This window comes from Saezia sanguinis, assembly GCF_003991585.1.
In the GTDB taxonomy this organism is placed as follows: Bacteria; Pseudomonadota; Gammaproteobacteria; order Burkholderiales; family Burkholderiaceae_C; genus Saezia; species Saezia sanguinis.
This window is the reverse complement of sequence record NZ_PQSP01000011.1, coordinates 77,686-103,294: the sequence shown is the minus strand read 5'-3', so window position 1 is coordinate 103,294 and position 25,609 is coordinate 77,686. Positions and strand designations below refer to the sequence as shown.

The 25,609-nt window shown below is 50.8% G+C and carries 19 protein-coding genes; 6 read left to right on the top strand and 13 right to left on the bottom strand.

Going from position 1 to position 25,609, the window contains the following annotated elements; genetic code table 11:
• The first annotated feature begins 501 nt into the window (after positions 1–501).
• Positions 502–1,779, top strand: coding sequence for a bifunctional O-acetylhomoserine aminocarboxypropyltransferase/cysteine synthase (locus CUZ56_RS14125; protein WP_126981055.1), 1,278 nt, complete (start codon positions 502–504; stop codon positions 1,777–1,779).
• Between the two features lie 50 nt (positions 1,780–1,829).
• On the opposite strand, the gene gltS is transcribed toward CUZ56_RS14125, so the two are convergent.
• The 6 genes from gltS to tkt form a co-directional block, all read right to left on the bottom strand.
• On the bottom strand, positions 1,830–3,056 hold the full coding sequence (gene gltS, locus CUZ56_RS14120; RefSeq protein WP_126981054.1) for a sodium/glutamate symporter: 1,227 nt from the start codon (positions 3,054–3,056) through the stop codon (positions 1,830–1,832).
• Positions 3,057–3,331: 275 nt separating this feature from the next.
• On the bottom strand, positions 3,332–4,090 hold the full coding sequence (locus CUZ56_RS14115) for an aspartate dehydrogenase domain-containing protein (RefSeq protein WP_126981053.1): 759 nt from the start codon (positions 4,088–4,090) through the stop codon (positions 3,332–3,334).
• A gap of 102 nt (positions 4,091–4,192) precedes the next feature.
• Positions 4,193–8,452 carry a DUF2339 domain-containing protein gene (locus tag CUZ56_RS14110; RefSeq protein ID WP_126981052.1) on the bottom strand — a complete coding sequence of 1,420 codons (4,260 nt, stop codon included), beginning with the start codon at positions 8,450–8,452 and terminating at the stop codon, positions 4,193–4,195.
• Between the two features lie 304 nt (positions 8,453–8,756).
• Complete coding sequence (locus CUZ56_RS14105; protein WP_126981051.1) at positions 8,757–9,956, bottom strand: hypothetical protein; 1,200 nt, start codon at positions 9,954–9,956, stop codon at positions 8,757–8,759.
• 117 nt (positions 9,957–10,073) lie between these two features.
• Positions 10,074–11,075 (bottom strand): type I glyceraldehyde-3-phosphate dehydrogenase, encoded by a 1,002-nt coding sequence (gene gap / locus CUZ56_RS14100; protein WP_126981050.1) that lies wholly within the window; start codon positions 11,073–11,075, stop codon positions 10,074–10,076.
• 378 nt (positions 11,076–11,453) lie between these two features.
• Entirely contained in the window at positions 11,454–13,499 is a 2,046-nt protein-coding gene (gene tkt / locus CUZ56_RS14095) for a transketolase (protein ID WP_126981049.1), read from the bottom strand.
• Between the two features lie 110 nt (positions 13,500–13,609).
• On the opposite strand from tkt, the gene CUZ56_RS14090 reads away from it, so the two are divergent.
• The 5 genes from CUZ56_RS14090 (at position 13,610) to CUZ56_RS14070 (ending at position 17,560) form a co-directional block, all read left to right on the top strand.
• Entirely contained in the window at positions 13,610–14,332 is a 723-nt protein-coding gene (locus CUZ56_RS14090; protein WP_126981048.1) for a nucleotidyltransferase family protein, read from the top strand.
• Positions 14,333–14,425: 93 nt separating this feature from the next.
• On the top strand, positions 14,426–15,124 hold the full coding sequence (locus CUZ56_RS14085) for a hypothetical protein (protein WP_126981047.1): 699 nt from the start codon (positions 14,426–14,428) through the stop codon (positions 15,122–15,124).
• 55 nt (positions 15,125–15,179) lie between these two features.
• Positions 15,180–15,938, top strand: a complete 759-nt coding sequence (locus CUZ56_RS14080; protein ID WP_126981046.1) for a DUF7716 domain-containing protein — start codon at positions 15,180–15,182, stop codon at positions 15,936–15,938.
• Positions 15,939–15,953: 15 nt separating this feature from the next.
• Positions 15,954–17,351, top strand: coding sequence for an aminopeptidase P N-terminal domain-containing protein (locus CUZ56_RS14075; RefSeq protein ID WP_126981045.1), 1,398 nt, complete (start codon positions 15,954–15,956; stop codon positions 17,349–17,351).
• An 11-nt stretch (positions 17,352–17,362) separates the two neighbouring features.
• Positions 17,363–17,560 carry a hypothetical protein gene (locus CUZ56_RS14070; protein ID WP_126981044.1) on the top strand — a complete coding sequence of 66 codons (198 nt, stop codon included), beginning with the start codon at positions 17,363–17,365 and terminating at the stop codon, positions 17,558–17,560.
• Between the two features lie 54 nt (positions 17,561–17,614).
• On the opposite strand, the gene ubiT is transcribed toward CUZ56_RS14070, so the two are convergent.
• The 7 genes from ubiT to CUZ56_RS14035 all read right to left on the bottom strand — a co-directional run bounded on the left by ubiT (position 17,615) and on the right by CUZ56_RS14035 (position 25,604).
• Positions 17,615–18,049, bottom strand: coding sequence for a ubiquinone anaerobic biosynthesis accessory factor UbiT (gene ubiT / locus CUZ56_RS14065; protein WP_126981043.1), 435 nt, complete (start codon positions 18,047–18,049; stop codon positions 17,615–17,617).
• The gene (locus CUZ56_RS14060; protein ID WP_239442548.1) at positions 18,036–18,980 is read right to left on the bottom strand and encodes a U32 family peptidase; all 945 of its coding nucleotides are present in this window, start codon (positions 18,978–18,980) and stop codon (positions 18,036–18,038) included. The genes ubiT and CUZ56_RS14060 overlap by 14 nt, the downstream gene beginning before the upstream one ends.
• Positions 18,981–19,003: 23 nt before the next feature.
• Positions 19,004–20,578: a substrate-binding domain-containing protein gene (locus CUZ56_RS14055; protein WP_126981042.1), complete on the bottom strand. Its 1,575-nt coding sequence runs from the start codon at positions 20,576–20,578 to the stop codon at positions 19,004–19,006.
• 59 nt (positions 20,579–20,637) lie between these two features.
• On the bottom strand, positions 20,638–21,654 hold the full coding sequence (ubiU, locus tag CUZ56_RS14050) for a ubiquinone anaerobic biosynthesis protein UbiU (protein ID WP_126981041.1): 1,017 nt from the start codon (positions 21,652–21,654) through the stop codon (positions 20,638–20,640).
• A gap of 303 nt (positions 21,655–21,957) precedes the next feature.
• The gene (locus tag CUZ56_RS14045) at positions 21,958–22,530 is read right to left on the bottom strand and encodes a barstar family protein (RefSeq protein ID WP_126981040.1); all 573 of its coding nucleotides are present in this window, start codon (positions 22,528–22,530) and stop codon (positions 21,958–21,960) included.
• Between the two features lie 10 nt (positions 22,531–22,540).
• Positions 22,541–22,996: a ribonuclease domain-containing protein gene (locus tag CUZ56_RS14040; RefSeq protein ID WP_404948046.1), complete on the bottom strand. Its 456-nt coding sequence runs from the start codon at positions 22,994–22,996 to the stop codon at positions 22,541–22,543.
• Positions 22,997–23,297: 301 nt separating this feature from the next.
• A complete protein-coding gene (locus CUZ56_RS14035) occupies positions 23,298–25,604 on the bottom strand; it encodes an NADP-dependent malic enzyme (RefSeq protein ID WP_126981039.1) in 2,307 nt (768 codons plus the stop codon).
• Positions 25,605–25,609: the final 5 nt, after the last annotated feature.

Sequence of the window (25,609 nt, the reverse complement as noted above, 5' to 3'; positions counted from 1 at the left end):
CTTTTCATCAGGGAGCCTTCCTCTCATCATGCTTTGCAGCTGCGCTGTAATTCAGCGAAGACATGAACTATAGCACCCTTCATTCATCATTGTCAAGCGAGTCATAAATTCACACTAAATAATTTAGCCGCATAGATCCCATCGTTCGATTTTGTAGATGCCCGCATCACATCCACCGCCTCTATGCTCACGCAATGCTTTCAACCTGTTGCGCCTCGCCATGCCACTCTTTAATCTGCCATGTCCATATAAAATACGGCACTTTGATAGCTTTCGTTTAAGGGCGCTTATAAACGGACAACTTTTTGTACCGTTGCTTTTATCTTCAAGGTCATCTTTTTGTTCCAGACTATTTCTTTTTGTGCTATTTTCTCTCTGTTGATATGGATACCCTCCGTTGTAGCGCTTTTTGAATCCGCGTAATGACCGTACTTATGACCCTCAATACACGTTGATCTCTTTAGAACGACTTTCCTTTACAGAAAAAATCAAAGGCAACCAATGAAACCAGAAACTCTCGCCGTCCACGCCGGCTATAAACCTGAGCCAACAACACATGCTGTTGCAGTTCCTATCTACCAGACCACATCTTATGCATTTGACAGCACGCAGCATGGTGCAGATCTGTTTGATCTGAAAGTCCCTGGCAATATTTACACGCGCATTACCAACCCGACAAACGCTGTTCTGGAAGAACGCGTCGCGGCGCTGGAAGGCGGCATCGCCGGGCTTGCCGTTGCATCCGGCATGGCAGCAATTACCTATGCCATTCAAACCATTGCCCGCGCTGGCGACAACATTGTCTCTATTGCCCGTTTGTATGGGGGCACATACAACCTGCTGGCTCACAACCTGCCTCAGTTTGGCGTTACAACGCATTTTGCCCCTCATGATGATCTGGCTGCGTTGGAAAAAATGATTGATGCACGCACCAAAGCCATTTTTTGTGAAAGTGTGGGCAATCCGGCGGGAAATCTGGTCGATATTGCTGCATTGGCAGATATCGCCCACAGACATGGTATTCCGCTGATCGTAGATAACACGGTTCCATCGCCTACTTTGTGCAGACCTTTTGAACACGGTGCCGACATCGTGATCCATGCTTTAACCAAATATATCGGCGGCCATGGTTCAAGCCTGGGGGGTATGGTGATTGACTCAGGAAAATTCCCGTGGTCAAAATACCCCGACCGGTATCCGATGCTGAATGAACCTGATCCTTCTTACCATGGCGTCATTTATACCAAAGAATTTGGTGCTGCCGCATTTGTTGCACGTTGCCGTGTGATTCCGTTGCGCAACATGGGCGCGGCTTTATCGCCTTTTAATGCTTTCCTGATTTTGCAGGGCGTTGAAACGCTTGCTTTGCGTATGCAAAAGCACTGTGAAAATGCTTTGAAAGTTGCACAATATCTGGAAAAACATCCGCAGGTCAGCTGGGTTAATTTTGCCGGCTTACCAAACCATCCCGAATACGCCCTTGCGCAAAAGTATATGGATGGCGGCATTCCTTCTTCCATCCTGTCTTTTGGCATCAAGGGCGGCAAAGAAGCCGGTGCAAAATTCATCGATGCACTCAAGCTGCTGATCCGTCTGGTCAATATCGGCGATACCCGTTCACTGGCCTGCCATCCGGCAACAACCACACACCGCCAGTTAAATGAACAGGAGCTGAAAAAGGCAGGGGTCAGCCAGGATCTGATCCGCTTGTCTATCGGCATTGAACATATTGACGACATTCTGGCCGACTTGGAGCAGGCGCTGGCGGCTGCAAAATAAAGATAAAAAGAGCCTGATTCCTCAGGCTCTTTTTTATTTCACTGCAGCAATCAGGCCCCGAATATGGGCAGCATCAAATACAGTTTGATGACAATGGCATTCACAATATCAATGAAAAACGCCCCCACCAGTGGCACCACAATAAAAGCAATATGGGACGGGCCAAACCGTTCTGTCACGGCCTGCATATTGGCAATTGCCGTAGGCGTTGCCCCCAGCCCAAAGCCGCAATGCCCGGCAGCTAAAACAGCAGCATCGTAGTTGCGGCCCATGACCCGGAACGTCACAAAACCCGCATAAAGCGCCATGATCAACGTCTGCACCGACAGAATAACGACCATGGGAATTGCCAGTGATGCCAGTTCCCAAAGCTTCAGACTCATCAACGCCATCGCCAGAAAGAGTGATAAGCAGACATTGCCCAAAATAGATACCGATCGCTCCACAATCTGAAAATTGCTGACGCGCGGCAAAATATTGCAAATAACAACACCGACAAACAGCACACAGACGAAAGTCGGTAATTCAAAAGCCGTTCCTTTCAATGCCAGAGCAATATACTGACCTGCGCTCAAGCAAATGGCCAGCATGGCAATGGTTTCAATCAACGCAGCCGAATTGATGGAGCGTTTGATCTGGGGCTTTTCAAAACCTGTGGTGTTTTCCGGGTTGTCTTTTTCGTTGTCAGGGTTCTCTGGATGCTCTGCAATTTTATTTCTCTTAATCAAAAATCGCGCTACCGGTCCGCCAATAATGCCGCCCAACACCAACCCGAACGTGGCGCAGGCCATCGCAACTTCCAGCGCATTTTGAAAGCCGTATTTTGTTGCAAATGTTTCGCTCCATGCCGCCCCCGTGCCATGCCCACCGGACAGCGTGATCGAGCCAGCAAGCAGCCCCATGAGCGGGTCAATTCCTAACACTGTGGCCAGCCCAACGCCTACCGCATTCTGAATCAGCAACAGTCCGACCACCACCACCAGAAAAACCGCGATCATTCTGCCGCCGGCTTTCAGTTGAATGATATTTGCATTCAGACCAACGCTGGCAAAAAACAATAACATCAGCGGATCTTTGAGAGACATATCAAACGTGACCTGCCAGTCAAATGCCTGCTTGATAATTAAAAGCAAAACCGCAACCAGCAACCCTCCGGCAACCGGCCCGGGAATGGTATAGCGGTTCAGCACCGGTACCTTGTTCACCATATACTGCCCGATCAGCAGCACCAGGCTCGTAATGACAAGTGTGTTGTAAATATCAATAGAAAAAACCAAACTTTTCCCCTTCTTATAGTTATACAGCCGCTCCCGCAGATCACGGCTTCAGTCCATTGCATCACCGCATCTCAATACAGCAGCATCTTTTAACTGAAACACAAACGGCTACAGATCATTCAAAAAGGGCATATTATAAATTTCGTATGCCGATCTACCCATGTCTTTGTCACAATCCATGAAAATGAAAAGCAAAATATCAAATGCAGCCATTGTTTGCACAAGAAAAAAGCAAACGCCATGGGTTTGCTTTCTGGATTTTCTGAAACGCCATCTCAGATCAGCGTGATTCCCTGACTGAATAGAATGCGCTTCACCGAAGAATAAGCAGATACCGGCGTATACGCGCCGGTAACGCCTCCGGTGGAAACGCTGAGTACCTCTATTTTAAACTGGCAGCCATCCGCTTTGATCTCTATCGTATGCATATTCCCCGGCGCCTGAGGGTCTGAAACAATGCGGGAGGTTGTCCTGTCAAACCCAAGGCCAGCCAATGCCGCCCCGGCGTGTACATTGACATTGCGCGGGTACAGCTTGCAGGCCTCACGCGTTGCACCTTCAAACACGACGGTTCTACTGGTGTCTGTACGCCCCAGGCTTTTAGGTGATTTTGTGGTGGTAATCGTTACTTCCTGCAACACTTTTTGACCATCCACAATGCCGTCATAACCCAGAACCGCCCCATGCGGAACATAAAGCTTGCGACCGGTTTTCTGGCAAAGCTCCTGAATACTTTTTAGAAAACTTTCATCTGCAAATGCAGTAGAAGAAAATACCGCCATGTCGGCATACTTCAAAACAACCGGCGCCAGCGCTGTCACGGCCTGTGATGTTGCAGCCTCAATCACCAGATCCACGCCCTGTTTGCACTTCTCTTCAACCTCTTTTTCAGAAGTGACGACCAGCCCGGCACAGTCGCCCTCCTTTATTTTTGTCTTCTTATATATGAAGACAAATTCCACACCATCTTTTTTCAGGTTGTCATAAATATACTTGCCAATGGTGCCAAAACCAATGAGGCCTACTTTTTTCATCCAGATCTCTTTCTGCAGATTATTAAAAACCCATGCAGAATTTTATAGAGATTCGCACTGCTCCTAAATGCTTAGACAGGGATACCATCGCTGCAATTCTGGCTATTGCTCCTTATCGTTTTGCAAAACCTCGCGTGGTGGTGCAGGTGCCAAATACCCCACCACAACGCACAGCAGGCCATATGCAATGAATGAGGTAATGCCCAATACATTGCCCAGGTTCTGTCGGTCAACCAGAATAAGTTTGGCCAGCACCACCCCCATCAGTATGGCGCCAACCCACCACAACTCACGCAGGCCACGGCGCGAGCCACGTATCCACGCCAACACACCCAAAACACTCCACACCACACTCAAACCCGTTTGTGCCAGGGTGCTGTGCATCAGCGCGCCATCCCACGGTATGCCGCCCCAGTGGTGCACACCACGCAGCACCATGGTGCTGGCAAGCGCAAAAAGCATGGCAGAATACATCAAAACCTGGGTTGTACCTGAAAACCGTTGTGCCGATTTGTCCGTACGCAGCCAGAAGATCAGCATCCCTGCAAAACACAACTGCATAGCATCCAGCGGATTGAGCACCGGCAACCATATAAACGGTTCGGTTTGTGCAGGCAGGAACAAAGCATACAGCCACCACAACACCCCGACATAAAACAACGCGCCCTGTAAAACCCGGCGACTCGCATCAAACGCCACCCCTAAAGGTAGCCGTACATGTTCCCATAACCATAAAGTTGCACCAGCCAGCAGCAACCAAGGCAAGACAATGGCTGCATGCTGCCACCCTGCCCCCAGCCCTAAAGAAACGCTCCACCACTGCATGACCAGCCCCAGAACCAGCATCCAAACCGGCCACCAAATCAACTGTGCTGCTTTTGCCGGCCATTGGATACTTTCTTGACGCAAACACAATAAAGCACGCCAGCCGAAAATGCCGTAACACAGCCAGCCCAGCCAACCACCATCTGCAAACGGATAGCCGCCTCCACTGCTTTGCAACAGTGCCAATGGCACGGCCAGCCCGATGCCTGCCATCGTGGTAACCCCCAGCAACAGTGCCGGGCGGACACGGTGCACCTCTGCCGCCAACCACCCTGTCAAAGCAACCAGCACCAGCACAAAGCTGAGCACATAGGGTCCAGGAACCAGGCGATCTATCTGATACAGCCCGGCAACCATCCAGCACAGCATACCCCACACATAAAACATGATGCCGGCCTGCCGCTCACGCACATCCTTATTTTCTGCACAAGTGTGATAACACCATGCGCTGCCCAGCCCAGCGAATGCCAGTAACAGCATATTGATAAATACCGGCGTCAAAATGGCGTCGCTGGGCTCAATCGGTTTCAACAGGCTCAAACCAAATGCAATTGCCGCCAGCAGTTGCAAGCCAATACCTGCATTCTGCAATAGCATCTGTTTTTTATACACGCCCCGCCAGACCATCACGCCACCCAGCACGCTCCACACCATGCTCAAGTAAATTTGAGCCTGCTGGTAGGCAAAAATCTCCTCACTCCAAGGAACTCCGGCCCAATGATGCACTGCGCGCAACGTCATCACGCTAGTCAGCAGAAAACCGGCCACAGCAAAAAGCATATTCTGCTGTAGCGGCAACAGCCACGTTTGGGTATTCTGTTTTTTCAGCCAATACCATAACAACCCAACAAACAGCAGTTGCAACAATTCGATTGGATTAAGAACAGGCAGCCAGATGAACGGCGTGCTGTCGGCAGGTTGCATCAGAACAAACAGCCACCATAAACCCGCTGCAGCAAACAGCAAGCCCTGCAATTGATCCCGGCACGCATCAAACCGCACGCCCAGAGGCTGCCTGACAATGCCCCAGAACCACAATGTCAGCACAATCAGCGTCACCCATGGCAGAATCTGAACCGCCCAGACCCAGTCTGCGGCAACGGCAGACTGAACGCCCCACCATTTCAATGCAAGCGTCAGCATCAATGCCCAGGTAGGCCACCAAAGCAACTGCACTTTCTCTACCAGTTGAGTTTCATCCTGGCGCAAACAATAAATACTGCGCCCGGCCAATACAGCATAAACGGCCCATGCCAGCCAGCCGTAACCGGTTAAAGGCGTTCCATATGTGTGCGTTTGCATCAGGCAGAACACCACCACCAGAACAAACCCGGCCATTGTCGTTACCGGCAGCAACAGCATTTTGCATTTTCGCCTTGCTTCTGCCGCCAGCCACGCGGTCAACACCGCAAACATCAAACCAGCGTGTAACGACTGCGTAACATCGACAACATACTTAATCTGCCACCAGCCAGCGATACACCACCATAACAGCCCCCAGAGATATAACAGTAAAGTTTTATCACGGCTGTACTTATCTTTCTCACCCAAACGGCCGCATGCATTGGCCCAATAAACCCAGGTGCAAAACAGCCCGGCAGCCGCAAGCATCAGCAAGGTCACAAAAGTCGGGTTTATGACCGCCAGCCCGGCGGCATTCTGCATGAAATAACTTTCCATGCTGTAAACCAAAGTTCCCGCAGCCAGCACCTGCAACGCCAGCCCGCTGTATTGTGTTATCTGGCGTGCCTGCCGTATGCCCCACCATACCAAAGCTGCGCCTTCCAGTGCATAAATGCAACTGGTCTGCTGCGCGGAAAACGCCAGCGGCACAGCCAAAGTCATGAACCCTGCGGCCAGTGCGATATAAGCCGGAACCAGTTCTTTAAATGCTTTGCCAGAAGCAAGAAACCTTGCCAGCACCGCATACAACACACCCAGCCCAAAAGCATTTGCCGCCAGCACATAGCGGGGAAAATCCTGCAGCAGTACAGACTGCAAAGAAAATGCCACCAAGGGTGTACCAAACACCAGCGCAGCATCGACCATATCGCGTTTATTGCCCACAAAACTGCGCGCATAAAGTATCGGTATCACCAAATAGAATGCAAAGAACAGCAGCAAAAACGGCTCTGTTGAGGCAAATTTTTCTGGTGCATATTGCAATGCTCCCCAGAAAGTACCGATACCAAAAGTAAACGCAAACCCGAGCAGATTCAGCATACGCCAGGAACGCCACCAGGCCATGCCGAAAATACCTGCATTCAAAATGGCATAGTACGAAAACAAGGCCACATGGTTATTGCTGCCGGTAGATAACCAGATAGGAGACAGGAAGCCTGCCAGTATGGCAAACACGGCCAGAATGCGGGCATCCTGCATGACTGCCAGCAAGCCGGTACCGACAACCAATGCCGTAGTCAGACCAAAGGCCAGCGAGGCCGGTAAAAACCCATAGAGCTTAAATGCCGCAAACACCGTCAACAGCAAAATACCAATCGCGCCGCCCTGCAGACTGAGCGAGAAAGTCCGCTGCCGTTCGCGCTGGCGCCATGCAAACCCAAGCGCGCCCAGCGCCAAGCCGGCAATACCCAGCAGCCGGAACTCCATCGGGAAGCTGAGCCAGCCCTGATCCGTCACATACTTCAGTAAAGCCGCCACACCGGCAAACAATACCAGCACACCAATTTTGACCGGCACATTGCCGGTTGTGAACCATTCCACCAGTTTGTTAACCGCTTTTGCTCCTAAAGAAGGCTTTTCTTTTGCCCTATCACGGGCAACAGGTGGCTGTGGATAGGGTCTTTCCTCCTGATTTTCAGGCAGATCTTGCATCCAGATACCTGCAGGAGCCTCCTGCACAACCTGTTCAGGCAACGCTTGTTTTTCTCCAGCCAGGTCTGGGCTTTCACCCACATCGGATCGCCCGGTATCCATTTGCGCGGCAGAAACCGGGGCAGCAAACGCCGGGGACAAAGGCAGGTCATTGCCTGTAGCCATATCCTCTGGAGACACGGCCACATTTTCGGACTCTGTGTTTATCGGTTGAATGACAAATGACGCTGTCTCCGGTTTGAGCTCAGCCATGCTGGCTGGCGACAATGCTTCTTTCGCCGTGTCTTGGGCAGCATTTTCAGCAGGTACGGTCCAGTGTATGCCCTCTGGCCACTCAACAGAACCTGCAAAAGGCTCTGCCCGCAGGGGCGTTAACGTCTGGTCTTGGCGCTCTTCTGGTGTTATTGCATCTGTAAGTGGCGATGCAGCATGCACCACATCAACAGAAACACCTGTCGTATCGAACCGCTCCACCGCATCCTGCTCTTTTTGCTCTTTCTGTTTTTCCTGTGCCGTTTGCGCTTCTTCAGTCCACCGTGCCCGCTCATGCACCAAGGATGCTATCGCCGTCTGCAAAGACTCAATATCTGCCTCCAGCTTCTGTACACGGTATTTCAAATTGGAGACACTGACAATACTGATAATGGCCAGAACAGGGGGCACCAGCACAACCAGTACGGCAATAAAAATCAGTGTTTCCATAATTTGGATGCTCCTTGAACAACGCTGTCTGTGCTTTTTCTATTTTTCCGTTTTTATCCCAATGCAATCAGTTCTGCGTCGCTTTTTTGCAGTTGCTTATAAAACAATACTTTCAGTACCGGCAGATCATACCATTGACAAACCGGTTTTCTGTTTTTTCTTTTCATGTATGCTTTGACAATACCCCCAATAAAAACGCCTGCAATCAGCAGGCGCTATATGCATGACATTCAATGTCATTTTCCATGATCATCTGACAACACATTGTGCGCTGCCAGAATACGCTGGGTTTGATCTTTTACAGTCATTCCTCAAAATCCTGTGGCGCGCCATAAACAATACGTAAACCCCACTTGATGGCCTGCGATATGAGGAAAAGAATAAAAACGGTGATAGAAGATACCAACAACAGGATCAGAAAAAAGTCCCATACATGCCTTGCCTTGCTGATAGCCACTCCCAATGACATAAGAAAAATAAGCACCACAACAAAAATACGCATCCACATGATACGAATAGTGTCTACCAGTAATTTTTTACACATCCACCCCACAGCCACCAGAAAAATAGCCAGCAGAAGCCATCTCACCGCGTCATTCGCGGGCATCAAATATTTGAACAAATCCGAAAGCGCATTAAACGCAAAGCCGACCAGAGAAAGAATGATAAAAATTAATGCATAACTCAAAAACAGTTTATCCGGCCTTACCCGCTGCATATTTTTTGGCAAGCAGTTATCTGTAAATGCATAAATAAGAACCGCCATGACAAGCAGTGTAATTACATACCCGCCGAAAAATATCAAAAACAGCATTCCTGGTGCTATGGGATTTCTGCTGTACATACCTATAAATACAATCAGTGCAAGCGTATAGATTGCAACAACAAGCGCTGTTCCAGCACTATAAAACAACACAAAAGACCATTTGGTCACTTGGCTGGCACGCCTTCTCTCATCCTCAGAAGGATAAAGGTTAGCAACGCTGCCACGCAATTTTGTCATGAGCGAAAACGAACACCACCAGACGCCATATGCAACAGCCAGAAAAAGCAAAGGATAAACCACCCCGATCAATCCCGCCCCAGTCATTGATCCGCTTCTCTCTGCAGACGCCACCCAATATACAGGATTAAAAAACGGTATGTACATCAGAACGTAGTTCACTGCGAACATCAATATATAAGAAACAAACGCCACAAATAAAGTCCAGCCCCAATCAGCAGCGCGGGAAAGCCGATTTAAGCCATAACTTTCCATCCAAGGCAAAAACTGACAGAAGAGAAACAATATTAAAATCAGTATTACAAATATGATGAAAACCCAGCCCGACCCAACCCCGGGTACCGAGAAAAAACCCCCACCTTGTCCCGAAAGAAATATATGTACTCCCGCAAAAAACAAGTAGAAAAAAGCAGCAACACCTGTTAATTTGATGAGGTCCCTAATAGGAGGGATTTGATCCGTTTGTTCTGTTTGATAATGATCTTGTATATTGGTATTCATTTTGTCTCGGCTATTCAACATTATTAAAATTAGTGAGCATTGTAAGTGACATTTTGATAATCAAAAAAATAAAAAGCGCCTGCTTACCGCAGGCGCTTTGCATGGTAAAACCAAGAATTATTTTTTCATCATGACACGGGCCATTTCCAGGCATTTGCATGAATAACCCCATTCATTGTCATACCAGGCAACCACCTTGATAAAGGTATCGTCCAGCGCAATACCGGCTCCGGCATCAAATACCGAGGTATTCTCTTCACCGCGAAAATCAGTGGACACCACTTTTTCTTCGGTATAGCCGAGAACTCCCTTGAGCTTGCCTTCGCTTTGCGCTTTCATTTCTGCGCAGATTTCTGCATAAGTTGCAGGCTTTTCAAGCTCTACGGTCAGGTCAACTGCCGACACATCCGATGTCGGCACCCGCATGGACATACCCGTGAGTTTTTTATTCAAGGCCGGAATCACCTTACCCACTGCTTTGGCTGCACCTGTACTGGAAGGAATGATATTTTCCAGAATACCGCGTCCGCCGCGCCAGTCCTTTTTCGATGCGCCGTCCACGGTGTTTTGTGTGGCGGTGGCCGCATGTATGGTCGTCATCAGCCCGCGCTTGATACCCCATTTGTCATTCAGCACCTTGGCAACAGGTGCCAGACAGTTGGTGGTGCAACTGGCATTGGAAATAATCGTTTCGCCGTTATAGACACCATCATTGACGCCATATACAAACATGGGCGTATCATCTTTGGAGGGGCCGGTCATCAATACCTTCTTGGCGCCCACATCCAGATGTTTCTGCGCGCCTTCCTTGGTCAGGAAAACACCGGTGGCTTCAATCACCACATCCACGCCATATTTACCCCAGTCCAGTTTGGACGGGTCGCGCTCCATGCTCAAATGGATGCGTTTTCCATCCACCAGAAGCGTATTGCCATCTACCTGCACATCGTGATTAAAACGCCCATGCACTGAATCACGCTGCAGCAGATACGCCGTGTAGTCAGGGTCTGTTGTTCCATTGATGGCGACAACCTCCATATCCGGAAATTGTTCAATTGCTGCGCGTACAACCAGTTTACCAATGCGTCCAAAACCATTAATGCCAAGTTTGATTGTCATGTCCGTTCCTCAAAACTCAAAATAATCTGACTCTGTCAAAGAGAACCTACCCTCTGAAACCGGCGTCCGCACGGCCCATGGCGATGTTTCGCGTTGGTGCCTGCTGTCTGCGGATGCTCCCGGCCACTGGCTGGCCGCATATTCGTTGGCCCCTATTATATGAAAGATATGAAAGCCGATTCAGCCAGGTGCCCATGATGACACCTCGCAACATCATATTTTCGGCAAAAATTCTCATCATTCCAGAAAATACCCACGGTTCACCAGCCAAATACGTTGGCCTGTCAATACCATGTTTTTGTCGCCTGCATACAAAAAAGCCTCTGAAATGTATTTCAGAGGCTTCATGTCATGTTTTATCTCAAAATCAAGATACCATCACAAGCGCTTTGAAGCAATGGCCACACACACCGTATCGGCTACGTTTTCCGGTGTAAAGCCGAAATGCTCGAACAGCTCTGGCGCCGGCGCAGACTCACCGAATGTATCCATGCCGACAACCGCCGCACAACCATATTTCCACCAGAATGCACTGACTCCGGCTTCCACCGCAATGCGTGGCACATTCGGCGGTAGTACCGCTGCCTGATACTCCCGCTTCTGCCGATCAAACACGGTTGTCGAGGGCATAGACACCACACGCACCGCAATTTTGTCTTTGGCCAGTAACGCCTGGGCATGCAAAGCCAACTGTACCTCGGAGCCTGTGGCGATGAGAACCGCCTGCGGTGCCTTGTTCAGTCCGACCTCGGAGGGCTCTGCCAGCACATATGCACCTTTGGCAACAAAATCCGGTGTCATCTTGGGCAGGAAAGGCAACCCCTGGCGCGAAAGCAGCAGCGCTGTCGGGCGGTCTTTGTTTTCAAGCGCCTGCGCCCAGGCCACTGCCGTTTCTTCTGTGTCTGCCGGGCGCCAGACATCCAGATTGGGAATCAGGCGCAGGCTGGCCGCATGTTCAACCGGCTGGTGCGTCGGGCCATCTTCCCCTAACCCAATAGAGTCATGGGTGAACACATGCACCACGCGCCGCTTCATCAAAGCAGCCATGCGTACCGCATTGCGCGAATAATCACTGAACGTCAGGAATGTACCGCCGTAGGGAATAAACCCGCCGTGCAGCGCAACCCCGTTCATGATGGCAGCCATGCCAAACTCACGCACACCATAATTGATGTGATAGCCTGCCTGTGCTTCTTCCAATTTGACGGCATTGCCCCGCTCGTCTACACGCAATGCAGCCTGCACCTTGGTTTGCGTCAGGTTGGAGCTGGTCAGATCAGCCGAACCGCCCAGCAGTTCAGACAGCTCAGGCGTCAGTGCTTCCAGCACCATCTGGCTGGCCTTGCGGGTAGCAACCGTTTCAGCCTTTTCCGTCACCTGCCGGATAAACGCACCCACCACTTTTTGGAAATTCGCCGGCAAATCACCCTGAACCCGCCGCCAGAATTCAGACGCTTCATGCGGATAGGTTTTTGCATACGCTGAAAACGTTTCATCCCACTGCGCTTCCGCTGCCATGCCCGTGGCTTTGGCATCCCATGCATCACGCACCTCATCTGGGATCACAAATGGCTCGGCACTCCAGCCTAAAGCCTCACGCGTCAAAACAATCTCTTCCGCGCCCAAGGGTTCGCCATGTGCTTTGGCCGTGCCGGCACGGTTGGGCGAGCCCTGTCCAATACTGGTTTTGCAGATAATCAGCGTGGGTTTATCTGCACTGCGCTTGGCCTGTGCAATCGCCGCACTGACATCCTTTGCATCATGCCCGTCCACATGGTCAATCACATTCCACTGGTAAGCTTCAAACCGCTTGGCAACATCATCCACAAACCACGGCGCAATCTGGCCGTCAATCGAAATACCGTTGCTGTCGTACAGTGCAATCAGCTTATTCAGCTTCCATGCCCCCGCCAGTGCACACGCCTCATGGCTGATGCCCTCCATCAGGCAGCCATCACCCAGAAATACATAGGTATGGTGATCCACAATCGTATGGTCGGGTTTGTTAAACTCTGCGGCCAGCAGTTTCTCGGCCAGTGCCATCCCCACCGCATTGCTGATACCCTGCCCCAATGGTCCGGTTGTCGTTTCCACTCCGGGGGTCACATCCACTTCCGGATGCCCCGGTGTTTTGCTGCCAAACTGGCGGAAATTCTTCAGCTCTTTCATTGGCAGGTTGTAACCGGTCAGGTTCAACAGCGCATACAGCAACATCGACGCATGCCCGTTGGAAAGCACAAAACGGTCCCGGTTCGGCCATTTCGGATTCGCCGGATTATGAACCAGGTGCTCACGCCATAAAGCCACGGCCATGTCTGCCATGCCCATTGGTGCACCGGGGTGACCTGATTTCGCTTTTTGAACCGCGTCCATTGCCAACACGCGTACAGCGTTGGCTAGTGTAGAAAGAGAAGGGGTTGTCATAAAATTTCCGGTAAGAAGAACAGAGTAAGCATAGAATTTTACCCGGGCTCAGGCTAATTTCACAGTGAACCGGCAGATGGGCCTTTACCATACTCAAATCTACAACAACCATGACCCAATTGTCCAAACCTCCAGTTACCGCCATGATTTTGGCCGCAGGGCGTGGCGAGCGCATGCGCCCACTGTCAGACCACACCCCCAAGCCTTTGCTGAAGATACACGGCAAGCCCATGATCGTCTGGCATCTGGAAAAACTGGCCCAATCCGGCATCAAAGAAGTGGTTATCAATACCGCCTGGCTGGAAGAACAGTTTCCCGACCAGCTAGGCGACGGTTCACAATGGGGGCTGCAGATTCACTATTCCATGGAAAACCGCGACCACGGGCATGCATTGGGCACCGCTGGCGGTATTGTCAAAGCGCTCCCATTGCTGGGAAACGCTTTCTGGCTGATTTCCGGCGACATCTACGCGCCTGATTTTGACTTTACCCCCCAGACCGTCAACCAGTTTTTAAACAGCAACCTGCTGGCACACCTCTGGGTCATCCCTAACCCGCCATATCACCCGCAGGGCGATTTCGGCATCAGCGCAGATGGTTTTGGCCTGGCTGGTCAACCCGGGCCCGATGGCAAGCTGTGGACATATGCCAGCATAGCATTAATGCGCCCAGAGCTGTTTGCCGGACTGCCCGCATCGCCCCAGACCAGTTTCATCAAACCGCTGTTACAAGGTATGCAGGAACAACGCATAACGGTAGAATCCTACATGGGGCGTTTTGAAAATGTCGGCACACCACAGCAGCTTCAACAGCTTAATCAGCCAGGCGATTGATCTGGCCTGGTTTCCAACTTGTGAGTGAATGGTTTTGCAGTCAGATCATTCATTGCCCCAAATCTTTATTTCTTTCATTTTTACGCCATAACCATGACAGAAGCCTTCTCCTCTGCGTATATTCCGGTACGCGTCTGGTCCGTAGTACATACGTTCTTTGCCCCTATTTATTATTTTGTATGCATTCCTGCTGCTCTCATTATGTCGTTCATATTTATCGCCATCTCAGGAATGAACACGCTGACACTCGCGACCACGGCCCTGATGATTGGCACCGTTGTTGTCATCTGGTTTTTATTCAAGAAAGTCCCCGCCAGCGTAGACAGCCTTGTCATTAAGCCAGACGGCCTTCTGTTTTCCAAGCGAGGTTTTGTTTCTTTTGCTGAAATGGATACGATCAATCCTTTGCCCTCCGGCATTTTTCAATTTACCAGCCGAAATAAACTGCTGCGCCAAAACATTGAAGTGGACACAGAGCAGCAAACCAGTTTAAACCCTGTGGATGCACTTGTTCTGATCATGCTTGCCATTGACCGCTGGAAACAACAGCATCCCGAAGCGGCAAATTTAAAAAAACAGGGATTTTATGAATCTTGGGGAGCCAGGTTATTAGGCGTTGGTTTTCTGCTTGTTGGTTTTTCCTGCATTGGTTTTTTAATTTACACTTGTTTTTTTGATAGCTTGCGAGACCTTCCAGTCAAAGGATTAATGATCATGGCATTTGGCGCGTTCATGTTCACAAGTGGGGGCGTTATCCTGGTAACCGGCAAGGGGCGGAATTACAGCTCTTAATTACCCCAAACCCATTTCATCAAACTGCTGTGACAAGACATGCAATCATTCTGAGATGAATGCCACACAACTGATTACATCGCCTTACTACAAGCGCATCAAAGCGCGGATAAAGAGAGAAACACCTCTCACACTTTCCTCCACCGCAGCCTCACCGGAGCAGATAACGGCCAAAATAGGCGGATTCCAGTTGTCCGCAACAGAAATTGAAAAGCTGTTTGATCAGCACGCAGACACACTGCTGCTTTTTATTCATAAAAAGCACGCCATACAAAATCTGCCTTCACGTGAGTTAACTGATATTGACATCATTGAGGCTGCTGTCGAATTTTATTATCTGCACCATCGGCCTGATGAACTGCTCTCCATTTTGCGAAAAAATTCAACCCAGCATCTGGCTGCATATTACAAAAAACTCAAAACCATATACGCAGAAATCTTAAGCGCGCCTTTTACCACACCAGCCCCTCAAACCGCGTATGCTTTATCTGCGCTGGTTCACTTTGCTGTGCGGCAAAGCAGTTGTGATTTTTTTGATCAGTACAGTCTTTACATTCAACAGGATGAAGAAACCGGTCAGAGCCCCCAGACACCATGTTACCTGGACAACGGCCCGGATATCGATTGTGACGATGAAATGATATTCCCCGACTTTGTCCGGCAGAACCAACTGTGCTTATATACCAGTGGAAATTTGTTTTATGATGTGATTCAAAACCTGTCGCTTCAACACCCGGACTTTTCCGATGCCGACGCTGTTGACGCACTGGATTACTATCTGAAAAATGATACTTTCAAAGATTTTGGACCATAACGTTTTGATACATATATGACAACTACAACAATATCACACACCGTTTACCAACAACGCCGCATCCGGGTCGCCCAATGGCTGAAAGCACATGGCGGCGGTATTGCCGTGCTGCCTACAGCCCCCGAAGCCTCCCGTAACCGTGACAATGATTACAGCTACCGCCCTGACAGTTACTTTTACTACCTGAGCGGCTTTACCGAGCCAGGCGCCTGGCTGATCATTGACGATACCGGCCACAGCACACTTTTTTGCCGCGCTAAAAACCCGGATCAGGAAGTCTGGACCGGCTACCGTCTGGGGCCGGATGCCGCACCTGAAGCACTGGCGGTTGACACCGCTTATCCGGTAGAAGAGCTTGATCAACAAATACCGCAATTACTCGCCAATCAGCCTGCTGTATGGTTTCCGTTTGCGACACATACGGGACTGGAAGCACAAATCACCAACTGGCTGAAAGACGTGCGCGCGCTTGTACGCACCGGCGTATCGTGCCCGCAGGCTCAATATGATTTGTGTGCCGTGCTGGATGAAATGCGCCTGATCAAAGATGCTCATGAAATCGAACTGATGCGCCGCGCCGGTGAAATCAGTGCGCTGGGCCACATGCGTGCCATGCAGAAATGTGCCCAGATGATGCGCGCAGGCGAAGATGTTCGCGAATACCATCTGGAAGCGGAATTGCTGCATGAATTCTGCCGACATGGCGCGCAGGATGTTGCATTCAACTCCATTGTGGCTGGCGGCGCTAATGCCTGCATTCTGCATTACCGTGCTGGTAAGGCCGCTATCCATTCCGGCGACCTGGTACTGATTGACGCTGGCGGAGAATATGGCTGTTATGCAGGGGATATTTCCCGCACCTTCCCAGCCAACGGACGTTTCAGCGGCCCACAGCGCACCCTGTATGATCTGGTGCAGGCCGCGCAAGAGGCTGCTATTGCAGTGACCGCTCCGGGTGCTACATTCAACGATCCGCATGATACTGCCCTACGGACACTCTCGCAAGGCATGCTGGACTTGGGTTTGCTGAAAAAAGATACATATGGCAGCGTGGACGATGTCATCGAACAGCGTGCCTACTTCCGCTTTTACATGCACCGCACCAGCCACTGGCTGGGTATGGATGTGCACGACTGCGGCAGCTATGTTGAACCAGAGACGGAGCCTACTGCTCATCACGATGCAAAAACAGGAAAAACCACTCACATCAGGCCCAGTCGAATTCTGCGCCCTGGCATGGCACTGACCATGGAGCCGGGCATTTATGTACAGGCTGCCGATGATATTCCGGCGGAATTTCACAACATCGGCATTCGCATTGAAGATGATGCGCTGGTCACCGAAAACGGCTGTGAACTCTTAACGCGCAAGGCACCCGTTAAAGCAGATGAAATTGAAGCGTTGATGCGTTAGCATTGCCAACGATGAGTGAGGATGCACAATTCATTATTCTGATGGGCGTCTTGCCTGCGGTTTTAACTGCTCTGACCCTCTGGGCAGCCATCAAAAAAAGGCCATCCAAAACCTGGATAGCCCTTTTTGCTATTGTCGCCCTCTTGTCTTTATGCAGCATCGCGTTGTTGGCTTATATGCATGCTCTGGGCAGTGAATGGAGATATTAATACCACCATCATTGAAAAGGCATGGGAAGCATTACAAACTCCCGCAATCCCCGCTCAATGGTTCATGATGTAAGACAGTGGCGTGCTAGACCAGTCAACACTGTCAAACAGGTTTTTCACCACCAACCCCAGTTCGGTATCACCCTCAATCATCAGTCTGCGGTTAAAAAACAGTGTGTCAGGGTCTTCTTCGCGCAGCAGAATTTTGATGAAATCGGCTGTGTTGGCCGCAAAACGCAAGTCTGGCGTTTGTGCAGACCGGCTCAGCGTGAATTTTTCCTCTGTTGCCGTAAAACGGATCGTCAGCCCGGCATCCAGCACATCAATTTGATAATGCTTGCCTGCCAGCAGACTCATATCGGCCGGCAACACACCTTTTTTCAGCATGCGGTTCAGCGTAAAAACCAGCGCCAGCTCCGGCGGCATGGCAGGCAATATACGGCCCAACTTGCCGACAAACGAAGGTAAAGTAAATTCAGGTATTTGCATGAGCAGATTCTCCTAATGCGGCAACACCTGCCGCACCTCTCCAATAACCATCCACCAGCGCACCCTGCGCCAGTTCCTGCAGTTGTTCTGTGGCCTGTTTCGGCGTTAATTTGCCATGCAGTTGATCATAATGCAACCTGACAATTTCCGCCATATGTTGTAACTGCGGCGACAGGCGCAGCATTTTCACCCCCATACCAGTCAGTTCCTGCTGGTGGCTCAGCAGGGCCTGGCAACCGGAGGACATGGTCTGTGTGCCATTGATTGTTAAGAATGGCTGCCCCTCCCGGGTATTGAGCACCAGTGCATCAGGGTGTTCCTGACACTTGAACTCGCACAGGTCTTTCCTCAGGTTGTAGTGTCTGGCGGTAAAGCAGCGTGCCGAATACGCCAGCGGCATCAGACCCCAGCCATATACCTCGCAGTCAACTTCCGGCCGGTTCTGGATGATCGTTGCCAGCTTTTTCGCCGATACCTCCACCGGAGGTACCCAACGCACAGCACCCAGCGACTGGAACAACTGCAGCGTCTCTTCGTTATAAATGTTCAGCGTTTGCCCGGCCACAAACGGCAGGCCATGCTCGCGCGCCAGCTTCACTGCGCCCAGGTCGTTGGCTTCCAGCTTGAAAGTGCCCTGCTCCACCAGTTTACGCAACCGGCGCAGATCAATTTCGCTTTCCAGCAGCACCTGCGATGACAGCACAATTTCTTTGCCCGTCTGTGACAGATCCTTCGCCAAATCGATCCAGTCTTCCACACGGATTTCATACCGCCTGGCGCAAACCACCTCGCCCAGATAAATGGCATCCAGCGGCAGTGTCGCCATTTCTTCATAAAACTTCAGCACCTGCGCTTTCGGCCAGAAAAACAGCAAAGGCCCAAGCGAAAGTTGGAGTGGTTGATGCTCTGATTGCGTATCCATCGTGTTCATGATTTCACTCATTTTTAATATCACTATTCGTGGGAAACCGGTACGTAGCCTACATCATGTACCAGTTGCTGGCCCTGCTCACTTAAAAACCAGTCCATCAGCTTTTGTGTATTTTCAGAAACTGGCCGTGCCGTCACCATGTAAACATCCACTGTAAACGGGTAGTTACCATTGCGGATGTTTTCCACGGTTGGTTCAATACCGTCAATAGCCAACAGGCGGATTTCATCGCTGGTATTCATGCGCGTTGAGTAATAGCGAAACGAGTATCCCAGCGCGTTCTCTGCATTGCGGTACTCGGCCACGCCCTCAATCATGCCGCCCATGCCTTCAAAAACGGCTTCTTTCAAAGGGGCACGCAATGGCACGCCTTCCATCACATGATTGACCATGGTACTCTGGCTGCCAGAGCCTTCCGCCCGCTGAAATGCCAGAATACGCGCGCCTTGCCCGCCAACCTCCCGCCAGTTATTAATCCGGCCTGAATAAATATCCCGTATCTGCTGCACCGCCAGTGTTTTTACCGGATTTTGCTGGTTGACCAGAAAAACAAATGCTTCTTTGGCAATTGGTGTCATCTGAAGCGTCAGTCCCTGTGCTTGTGCTGCTTCTATCTGTTTTTGCGATGGTGCAGCCACAAAAATCAAATCCACTTCGCTATCAATCAGCCGCTGATAGGCGTTTGGCGTGCGGCTGCTTTGCACCAGTTGGTCCAGTTGTTTCTGTTCTTCCACATTTTGAGGCTTTTGGTATATGCTGTGAACAGCAGAAGCATAAATCGGAAACACCGCTGTCGCACCATCCAGCCGGGGAAAATCGCTGCTGATACTCAGTGTGCTTACCCCTCGCAGTACAACTGCCGGCATGTCACTCAATGCAGGGTTGGTATTTCGACGCCAAGCGTAATTTTGCTGCTCACCGATCTGCTCAGAAACTCTTGTGTACGCGCGCTCCACAGGTGAAAGCATTCGCTGACTGCGGTCATAATACTGCCACACTGCAAACGCCAGCAGCCCCGCACAGATCAATACAGTTATAACCAGAATTTTGCTGCTTACCGGTTTAAAAAACCCTCTGCGCCAGCTTTTGGCAGCAAAGCCCAGTATAAAAAAAGTGTAGGTGGCAACCGGAATCCATAAAATAACCCAGCCTGAACTTGCACTCGCACTGAAAGATAGGCTTATCGATGTCAAGGCAAAAGCAATCAGCCCAACTCCCAGCCATAAAACAGCGCCCGATGAAATTTTACCCAAGGCAAAAACAATGGCATATACGGCAACGGTATACACAATGGGCGCTATCAAGGCTCCATAATGAAACTGCCAGTTGGCAGGCTGCGTTTTTTGAGATTTATAACGCCAGCCCAATACAAAGGCCATCACGGCCCCTACCAGCAGCATCCAAGGCTCCAAATAGTAGCCGTTGTTCAGCAGCTTTAGGCCAGATGCATCAAATACGACGCCCAATGCCAGCCCCATGAGAAAAGCAACCCATTGCACCAGCACAGGCATCAGCAACAGAACGGTAAAGAACGAACCCCAGGCAAAACGCCGTGGTTTATGGGGAGGTTGTGGTTCAAGCTCGTAGGTTTCTGGCATGTGGCTTATGGGTCATTCTGTGCAGTTTGATAACGTCGCCCACCGACTGATAAATGAATTTATTTCCACGGCCGGCTGTAAGCCCCCAACGTGGCCTGCTGTCCTTCGGAAACCTTGGCTAAAGACTGTTGCCACAGCGGTGAAACCGTAAACTGATCGGGATTTTTAACCACCGCATCAATCGCCTGCCTTAACACCTGCGTGACCTGTGCCGTATACACCGGGCTGCGCTGGCGGCCTTCCACCTTGATCGCCGACACGCCGATACGTACCAGCTCCGGCAGCAATTCAATCACGTTCAGGCTGGTCGGTTCCTCCAGCGCGTAATAGGTTTCTCCCTGCACATCAAAGCGACCTTTGCACAGCGTGGGGTAACCTGCGGGTTCATTCTTGCCGAACTGGTCAATCAAAATGTCATTCAACCGCACATTCATGGTTTGCGGTTTTTGTTCCCAGCGCACAAACTTGGCCGGAGAACAGGCCCCCACCGTGTTGGGAGACTCTCCCGTCGCGTAGCTTGACAGGATACAACGCCCTTCCACCATCACACACAGGCTGCCAAAGCCGAACACCTCCACCTGAACATCGGTATGCTCAATGACCTGGCGCACCTGGTCAATCGTCAACACCCGCGGCAAAATCACCCGCTGGATGTTGAACAGCTCCCGCGCCAGATTAATCGCTTCGTAATTGGTGGCAGAGCCCTGTACCGACAGATGCAAACGCAGATCAGGGTAGCGTTCACTGGCATATTTCAACAGCCCCATATCAGCCAGAATGACCGCATCCACACCCAGACCGGCAGCCGTATCCACAGCCTGATACCATTTATGCACTTCTCCTGCCTGGGCATAGGTGTTAATGGCCATCAGAACTTTGCGGCCGCGCTGATGCGCATAGCTGATACCGTCCTGCGCGGCTTTCAGGTCAAAATTCAGCCCGGCAAAATTGCGCGCATTGGTCATGTCCTTCAGGCCCATGTAGACCGCATCTGCACCATGGTCAACCGCTGTTTTCAATGCGGGCAGATTGCCCGCAGGACATACCAGTTCAGGAGCTTTTACATCATGTGACATTCGCTTCACCTTAACTCAGTTAACACCTTGTCTGTACAGATACTTTCACGACAGAAAAGCACCGAGCATCTGTCAAACGATAACTGCCCCATGTCGGACCGGTTTTCGCCCATCTGCGTCTGCGACATTTTTGTGCCGCTGAATTGACAACCGTATGTTCCATGCCTGTTTACCACTGCGGCATGCCGTCAGTGGCGTGCGTCTCCATTGTGATACTTTGTATCTTTTGTGCAATCGAAAATCATGTCAGAAATCGGCTCACCACTTTTTGCGCCATATCAAGCCCTGACAAAATGCATATGGTTAAGCTGCCTGCTTAAAAAGATGGGTATCAAAAACACTGCGCATGAATAACAGGTTTTTGGCCATGCGCATTTGCGGTTTACGCCCCCGGCGTTTATTCAGCCCGGCATCTGCTGCTTCGTGGTTATCTGCCTGTGGTACAGAAATGTCGGCCTCTAGCTCTTGCCGTGCAGCGACAGCAAATGTATAAAACACCCGGAACGGCACGCGCCGTTTGGCCCAGTAGTCAGCCATGTCGCGAAAAATATCCAGCAGCCGCTCACGCGCTTCTGCGCCAAATTTCAACGCGCTAGGAATATGGTCCAGCACCACCACAAATCCTTTTTGGGGGCCACTTTGGCGCAAAACCTCTGTCATGCAATGATGCAGGTGTTCATGGTTTTTGGCTTTGGCCAAAGGCAGGCGAAACCCGCGGGCAATCATCCGGAAAACCTGTGTACGACTGCGTGCCAGGCCCAGATCTGCATATAAAAAATGGTGAGCCAGTTTCATGGCCTCATTTTTCAGGGCCTGTGGCTGAAACGCTCGAATCGACTGAACAACGTTGGTATCGGTAGTTTGCAGCATGGTCATGTCTTCTTGATTATGGTACGGGAGGAATTTCGACTATCCGTCGAAAACTGTTGTAATGATCGGCAGAGTAATAACATACCTGAGGGGCTGTTTTCACATTTCCCCCACAGACAATCCGTCTGACACCCCGATGGCTGATCCCTGGTGTCTTTACGGTATATTCACGGTAATATCCACGCGCCTGTGCCGGCAGATGCCCTTCATAATTACCAAATACCGTGCCATCTTGCTGATAATCAAACGGCCCCCCACGCAAAATCAGCGTATAAGTATGTTGCGCCTGTGCAGGAAGACTTGAATAGACGATATCTCGAGCCGTTTCCTGCGGAGCAGACTGCATGGCATCTGTTTGTGCCTGGGTAGGAAAACTCCCGCGTGCCAAGCTATCGACCGGTACAAGCAATATACCTGCTGCCAGCCAAAGGACTGCCATGAATGGGCGGACAACACGCGCAAAGAAGTTCATTTGAATGATTTTTCAGCAATCTCTTGACGATGCTTAAGCGTAGCTGAGCCTATGGTAAATATCAAGATGTTGCGCCTCGTTGTAGTCAGCTATTATTTTGATGAAAATTTACAGCTTTTAATGCTTAAACAAGCATTTTTCAATGCAGATTGCACCAATTAGATCAATTCCCTCCTTTGTGAGAGAATCGGATCACACGTCAACAAGCAGGTAATGCACCAGTAAAAAAGGAGTTTGGGAAACCAAACTCCTTCTCCTCTTAATTCCCATGTTATGGGCAATAAAGCGCTCTTTTGACCAGCTATGCAGACTCCGCATTCGCTTTGACTGCCGTATAAGCCGTCATGTTGACAATGCGCCGCACCGTGCTGGTCGGCGTCAGAATGCTGACCGGCTGATTCGCGCCTAACAGGATTGGCCCGATGGCAATACCCTGGCCAGCGGTGGTTTTCAGCAGGTTGTATGCGATATTGGCCGCATCGATATTGGGCATTACCAGCAGGTTAGCTGGCCCGGTCAATGTGGAGCGGGGCATTTGCTCCGCACGCAAGACCGCATCCAAGGCGGCATCGCCATGCATCTCGCCATCTACTTCCAGATCTGGCGCACGTTGACGCAACAAAGCCAGCGTTTGGCGCATTTTGAGTGCAGAAGGCTGATCACTGCCGCCAAAATTGGAATGTGACAGCAAAGCCACCTTGGGAATCAGCCCGAACCGCTGCAATTCTGTTGCTGCCAGCAGCGTAACTTCTGCCAGTTCTTCAGCCGAAGGGTCGTAATTGACATGCGTATCCACCAGAAACACCTGTTTGCCAGGCAAAACAAGCGCGTTCATGGCCGCATAGACTTTTGAACCCACACTGCGCCCAATTACCTGGTCAATGTAATGCAGGTGCGTTCCATACTGCCCCCAAGTTCCGCAGATCAGGCCATCGGCTTCTCCCTTGGCAAGCATCATGGCCCCGATCAGCGTCAGGCGCCGCCGCATTTCAATTTTTGCCGTTGCCGCTGTAATACCCCGGCGTTCCGTCATACGGTGATATGTTTGCCAGAAATCACGGTACCGATCGTCAAAATCGGTGTTGACCACATCAAAATCAACCCCTTCTTTGAGGCGCAGCCCAAAACGCTCAATCCGCTTGGCAATCACCGCCGGGCGTCCGACCAAAATCGGATGCGCCAGCTTTTCATCAATAACCACCTGAACGGCGCGCAAAATACGTTCTTCCTCACCTTCGGCATACACAATCCGCTTTTTGGTGCAACTGCGCGCCACCGCGAAAATCGGCTTCATGAATGAACCCGACTGATACACAAACTGCTGCAGTTTTTCCACATAGGCGTCCATATCCGCAACAGGACGGGATGCCACGCCGGAATCCCTGGCGGCCTGGGCCACTGCAGGGGCAATTTTCATCATCAGCCGGCTGTCAAACGGTTTGGGAATCAGATATTCCGGGCCAAAGCTCAGTGTCGTTCCAGCATACGCCTTGGCAACAGATTCGTCCTGCTCGGCGCGAGCCAGTTCTGCAATGGCATTGACCGCAGCCACCTCCATCTCATCGGTAATGGTTGTTGCGCCCGAATCCAGCGCACCCCGGAAGATGTAAGGAAAACACAGCACGTTATTCACCTGGTTCGGATAATCCGTGCGACCCGTTGCCAGAATGGCGTCCGGGCGCACCGCTTTGGCTTCTTCCGGCAGAATCTCAGGCGTTGGATTCGCCAGTGCAAAGATAATGGGCCGCTCCGCCATGGTTTGCACCATTTCGGGTTTCAGCACGCCACCTGCAGACAGTCCAAGAAACACATCCGCCCCCTGGATCGCTTCTGTCAAAGTGCGCTGATCCGTCTTCTGGGCAAAAAATGCCTTGTCCTCGTCCATCTGCTCCTGACGGCCTTCATAAACGAGCCCGACAATATCGGTGGCCCAAATGTTTTCCCGCGGCAAACCAATTTTGACCAGCAGTTTCAAACACGCCAGAGCAGCAGCTCCTGCGCCTGAAGTCACCAGCTTTACCTGCTTGATGTCTTTACCGGCAACCTGCAACCCATTCAAAATGCCGGCAGCGACAACAATGGCCGTGCCATGCTGGTCATCATGGAATACAGGAATCTTCATCCGATCGCGCAGTTTACGCTCAATGTAAAAACATTCCGGTGCTTTGATATCTTCCAGATTGATACCACCAAATGTCGGCTCCAGCGAGGCGATGATTTCCACCAGCTTATCAGGATCGAGCTCATTGATTTCAATATCAAACACATCAATACCGGCAAATTTTTTAAACAGAACGCCCTTGCCTTCCATAACCGGCTTACCTGCCAGTGCACCGATGTTACCCAGCCCCAAAACGGCCGTGCCATTGGTCACCACTCCGACCAGATTGCCCCGGGCGGTATAACGAAAAGAGGTTTCCGGCTCTTTGACGATCTCTTCACAGGCCACCGCAACACCGGGCGAATATGCCAAAGACAAATCATGCTGGTTACTCAGTTGCTTTGTCGGCGTGACAGAAATTTTTCCCGGGGTTGGAAACTCGTGGTATTCAAGCGCTGCGGTGCGCAGCTTTTGCTTTTTGTCCTGCTGGTCGCTGGTTGGTGCCATTACAA

Bases quoted from the DNA above. Each gene is read 5' to 3' on its own strand.
- CUZ56_RS14125 (WP_126981055.1), top strand. From the start codon at position 502: ATGAAACCAGAAACTCTCGCCGTCCACGCCGGCTATAAACCTGAGCCA.
- CUZ56_RS14115 (WP_126981053.1), bottom strand. From the start codon at position 4,090: ATGAAAAAAGTAGGCCTCATTGGTTTTGGCACCATTGGCAAGTATATT.
- CUZ56_RS14110 (WP_126981052.1), bottom strand. From the start codon at position 8,452: ATGGAAACACTGATTTTTATTGCCGTACTGGTTGTGCTGGTGCCCCCT.
- CUZ56_RS14105 (WP_126981051.1), bottom strand. From the start codon at position 9,956: ATGAATACCAATATACAAGATCATTATCAAACAGAACAAACGGATCAA.
- gap (WP_126981050.1), bottom strand. From the start codon at position 11,075: ATGACAATCAAACTTGGCATTAATGGTTTTGGACGCATTGGTAAACTG.
- tkt (WP_126981049.1), bottom strand. From the start codon at position 13,499: ATGACAACCCCTTCTCTTTCTACACTAGCCAACGCTGTACGCGTGTTG.
- CUZ56_RS14090 (WP_126981048.1), top strand. From the start codon at position 13,610: ATGACCCAATTGTCCAAACCTCCAGTTACCGCCATGATTTTGGCCGCA.
- CUZ56_RS14085 (WP_126981047.1), top strand. From the start codon at position 14,426: ATGACAGAAGCCTTCTCCTCTGCGTATATTCCGGTACGCGTCTGGTCC.
- CUZ56_RS14080 (WP_126981046.1), top strand. From the start codon at position 15,180: ATGAATGCCACACAACTGATTACATCGCCTTACTACAAGCGCATCAAA.
- CUZ56_RS14075 (WP_126981045.1), top strand. From the start codon at position 15,954: ATGACAACTACAACAATATCACACACCGTTTACCAACAACGCCGCATC.
- CUZ56_RS14070 (WP_126981044.1), top strand. From the start codon at position 17,363: ATGAGTGAGGATGCACAATTCATTATTCTGATGGGCGTCTTGCCTGCG.
- ubiT (WP_126981043.1), bottom strand. From the start codon at position 18,049: ATGCAAATACCTGAATTTACTTTACCTTCGTTTGTCGGCAAGTTGGGC.
- CUZ56_RS14060 (WP_239442548.1), bottom strand. From the start codon at position 18,980: ATGAACACGATGGATACGCAATCAGAGCATCAACCACTCCAACTTTCG.
- CUZ56_RS14055 (WP_126981042.1), bottom strand. From the start codon at position 20,578: ATGCCAGAAACCTACGAGCTTGAACCACAACCTCCCCATAAACCACGG.
- ubiU (WP_126981041.1), bottom strand. From the start codon at position 21,654: ATGTCACATGATGTAAAAGCTCCTGAACTGGTATGTCCTGCGGGCAAT.
- CUZ56_RS14045 (WP_126981040.1), bottom strand. From the start codon at position 22,530: ATGACCATGCTGCAAACTACCGATACCAACGTTGTTCAGTCGATTCGA.
- CUZ56_RS14040 (WP_404948046.1), bottom strand. From the start codon at position 22,996: ATGAACTTCTTTGCGCGTGTTGTCCGCCCATTCATGGCAGTCCTTTGG.
- CUZ56_RS14035 (WP_126981039.1), bottom strand. From the start codon at position 25,604: ATGGCACCAACCAGCGACCAGCAGGACAAAAAGCAAAAGCTGCGCACC.